This window comes from Okeania sp. SIO2F4, from assembly GCF_010672385.1.
Classification (GTDB): Bacteria; Cyanobacteriota; Cyanobacteriia; order Cyanobacteriales; family Microcoleaceae; genus Trichodesmium.
Window position 1 is genome coordinate 1 of the sequence record NZ_JAAHGT010000920.1, and the last position, 3,843, is coordinate 3,843.

Below are 3,843 nucleotides of genomic sequence, written 5' to 3' on the forward strand. Positions count from 1 at the left end.
TCCCAGTATAAGTATCAAAAGAATCCTCTGGTTGTTGCAATGCCTGCTCATACATCGCCAGAGCTTCTTCATATCTTTCTAAACCTAAAAGAGCACTACCTCTAGTATTAACAGGGACAAATTGATTTAAGTATTCTGGGTTTAACTCCAGTGCTCGATCTAAAGCAGCCAGTCCTTCTTCAAAATTACCTTCTTGTGTTTCTTCTAGACCTTTTTCTAGTAGCTCTTCAGCTTCGTTGGACATATTTTCTCTCCATGAAATTATTTAATTCTAATTGTCTCATATTTTTCCGCATTTAATTGCTTAGTTAGACAACTTGAAACAGGAAAATAGTTAACAACTGATGTTTATATGTAGATAAGTAGTCGTGCTCTTAGGAATTTCCTAGTTAAGAAAGGGAACACTTAACTGGGAACACTTAACAGGAAAATAGGATGTGTAATTAATTTGGCATAGGAACTTACCCTAAATAGGTTTTGAAAAAATGTTAGCCTGACAAGATATATCTAGAATCTAGCCCTATTTTCTATACTATTGATATTCTATTTAGAATGGCTATATCTGGAAAAGCAAAAGCTAGTTTTGAGAGAGTTCCCTCTCTACAGAAATAGAAATTAACAACTTTTCTACCAATTTAGCCCACTTAATTTAAGTTGAAACTAATACTTCTTCAAAATTACCAGCATTAATTTGTTTTTCGCCTTGAGGAGATAATTTCTCAGCTTCTTAGAAATATCTCTCAAACTTCAATAATAAAATTTAACCCTGAAGTTTCTCGCAAAAAAGAGATGATGATTTTTTTTCGTAATTATTCTTAATATTTTCTGATATCAGAAAGAATTAAAAGTGAGAATAGAATCAAATTTACAGTAATTTTTCTAGACATTTAAAAATATTATTTTAGTCAAAATCCTGAATTTATCAAAATAGTTAATAAATCTGTATCTCTGTATCAAATAGAAAAATTTAAAACAGGAACTTGATAATAAATTAATTGAATGATTATAACAAAATGAAGGAAAGTTGTAAATTAGTTTAGCACTAAACTAATTAAAATTAGGAATGTAGTCTTATTGTTAGTTGTACTAATTGGAAAAATTAATTATCGATCCGGAAATAACTAAAAAAATATTTCAGAAGTTTTAGTTGTCGAATATTTATAATATGAAGTGTGTTTACAACTGATAACTGATAACTGTAATGACTCCTCTCAAATTGGGTATTGCAGCCTGCAAAGTCACCGGATAAATAACCAAGTTATTACAGTTTAAAAGGCGATATAGCTACCACTAGGCTCCGCCAATGTACTTGACAAAAGCTTACAAACAGTCTCTTATATATACGATGAGACTCTAGTCAAATTAATGCTCGATTAAATAGTGATTTCTAGATTTTCATGTCAATCTTTAAATATTTGCCCAACCGATCTTTTTTCTATCATCCAGCTAGAAAATTTTTTTTCTCAAGGTTGCGATATTTTAATATTGTATTATAATAGTAGTATGTAAACATTAAAAGTCTTGGGAAGAGAGAAATTCCTCTGCCATGCTTTGTAGCGATTAAGCCAAAAAATTAGACTAATGACCCTAAATTACAACCATAATAAAAATTTTACTAAAGCCAATTTTGACTTCGATAATCTCCCCTATTTAACTAATCCTTACAGAAAACTAAACCTTCAAAGTGTAGGTATTGGTTTAATTAATTTACCACCCAATGAAGGTTATACATTTACCCATAGTCATGTGGAACAAGAAGAAGTTTATATTGTTGTTTCAGGAAAAGGAGTTATTCTGACTGATGGAGAATTAATAGAAATACAACGCGGGGATTTAGTCCGAGTTTCTCCCACAGCAAAAAGAGCAATTAAAGCAGATAAAGAAACTGATTTATTTGTCATTTGTGCAGGTGGAGTAGCTCAAGGTTATCCTCAAAATTCTAATTCTCGTTATTTAATAGATGACGGTATTCCTGACTATGATGATATTCCACCTTGGTATCAAGATAACCCAGATATAATTGCTAAAAATTATATCTTGAAAGAACGGATATTAAAAGCACAAGCAAAACAAAAACAAGGGAAAAAAAATTTCTATAGCAGAAGGAAAAAGGAAGAAGATTGATTTGTTGTTTCTCCTGAGTCGTGCTACGCAAACAACTATTCTATAAGTCTTATACCAATTCCCATGCATTAATGCTATACTTAATTAAAACTTGAGTTATTAAGTAATTACTTTAGTATAATAACTTTTTTGCTGATTTTAGCTAAGTTAACGTTAATTATTCTTATGTTGTACGGACGTTGCATGCAACGTCCCTACCTCCCCCACTCCCCTCCGACCCTCCGACCCTACTCTGAAATAGATAAAGTTTTTGAGAAATGGTATTAATAGGGACTGCTATAACTTTCTACTTTATTATTTTTGATTTTTCTTTCTTCCTTTATTAAAGGCACAAGCCAAGTGAAAACAAAGGTAAAAAGATTTATAAATTTCCTTATTATTCCTTCTTATTCAGAAAATACATACTTCTTTCTTTTTTCCTCTTCCTTCTAACTTAAGTAGTCGGACAAAATTAAACTTAACTGTGGAGTTAGGAAATAGGAAACGCTTAACTAGGAACAGAAAAGGATTTCAGCTTTATTAATTGTTCTTAATACAGTGGTATTTATTTATGTCCTGGTACTTATTCCTAAAAAAAATGACAGATATTCGGAAGTTAATAAAGCAATTAGCTATTCAAGAAGCAGAATTAACAAATATTCAATTTCTAGCACCTTGTGTAAAAAACGGGCGAGTAAAAACCAGAGTAGCAGGAATCATTTATACCTTTGAAAGTCAACCGAAAAAATTGGCAGGATGGGGAATATTTCAACCAATAAATGAAAAGATAGCAAAATTTTTAGAAGAACCAAGCTTGCCTCAGCTAGAAGAATATTTACAACTTTTGAAACCTCTAAAATTATTCCTTGCTTGTCAATTGAAAGAGCAAACATGGCTAGCATATCCAACTAATGAATCTGATGCTCAACAACGATTTGGTTTTGCTAAACCTGTAGCAGTTCATCTAGTAACAGAAGGAACAATGTTTGAGCAAATAATTGCTAGATTTGATGGTACTTCTTGGTGGTTTGAAGATATAGACCGCCGTGGCGATCCTTTAGTAGCAGAAAAGTTACGGGAAGCATTTAAAAATATTACACCACCGAAAGAAGTTAAGTTTAAAGGAATGACTCCAGAAATTAGAACAGTTTATGATTTAGTAGCGCGACAAAAAAAAGAATTTATGCAAAAAATGCAACATCAAAAAGATGAAAAAAGACTCAGAGAAGCATTAGGTATGGGTGGGGGAGAGCTACAAAATTTTCGCGATCGCTCCAATTATTGGCTAGTGGAATGGGTAACTGGAAATGGAGAACGTCATACTTCTGCTATTAATAAAAATGACTTGACTGTGGTAAGTGCAGGTATTTGTTTAAGTGGAGGCGATCGACATTTTGATTTGCAATCTTTAGTGGGAGTTATTGAGCAGAGATATTGAAGGGAAGGTAGAAGCAAGAAGGAATGAAGAGGGAAGAAAAGGTAGAAGGCAAATTATTTGTCTAATTTGTGGATAGTAGCTATAAAAGCAAGAAGCAAGAAGTAAGAAAGAATAAGGCAAATTATTTGTCTAATTTGTGAATAATAGCTATAAAAGCAAGAAGTAAGAAGTAAGAAAGAATAAGGCAAATTATTTGTCTAATTTGTGAATAGTAGCTATAAAAGCAAGAAGCAAGAAGTAAGAAAGAATAAGGAGGTAGCAGATGGAAAATTAAATTATTTGTCTAATTTGTGAATAGTAGC

At 31.9% G+C, this 3,843-nt stretch carries 3 protein-coding genes; 2 read left to right on the forward strand and 1 reads right to left on the reverse strand.

Translation table 11 applies throughout. From position 1 onward, the window contains the following. Nucleotides 1-244 (reverse strand): tetratricopeptide repeat protein (locus tag F6K22_RS34955; protein ID WP_293109048.1); only part of this gene is annotated, 244 nt, incomplete at its 3' end. A gap of 1,337 nt (nt 245-1,581) precedes the next feature. Here F6K22_RS34955 and F6K22_RS34960 point away from each other — a divergent pair. Continuing rightward, nucleotides 1,582-2,124: a cupin domain-containing protein gene (locus tag F6K22_RS34960; RefSeq protein WP_293109051.1), complete on the forward strand. Its 543-nt coding sequence runs from the start codon at nt 1,582-1,584 to the stop codon at nt 2,122-2,124. A gap of 577 nt (nt 2,125-2,701) precedes the next feature. Then, nucleotides 2,702-3,541, forward strand: coding sequence for a hypothetical protein (locus F6K22_RS34965; protein ID WP_293109054.1), 840 nt, complete (start codon nt 2,702-2,704; stop codon nt 3,539-3,541). The last annotated feature ends 302 nt before the right edge of the window (nt 3,542-3,843 follow it).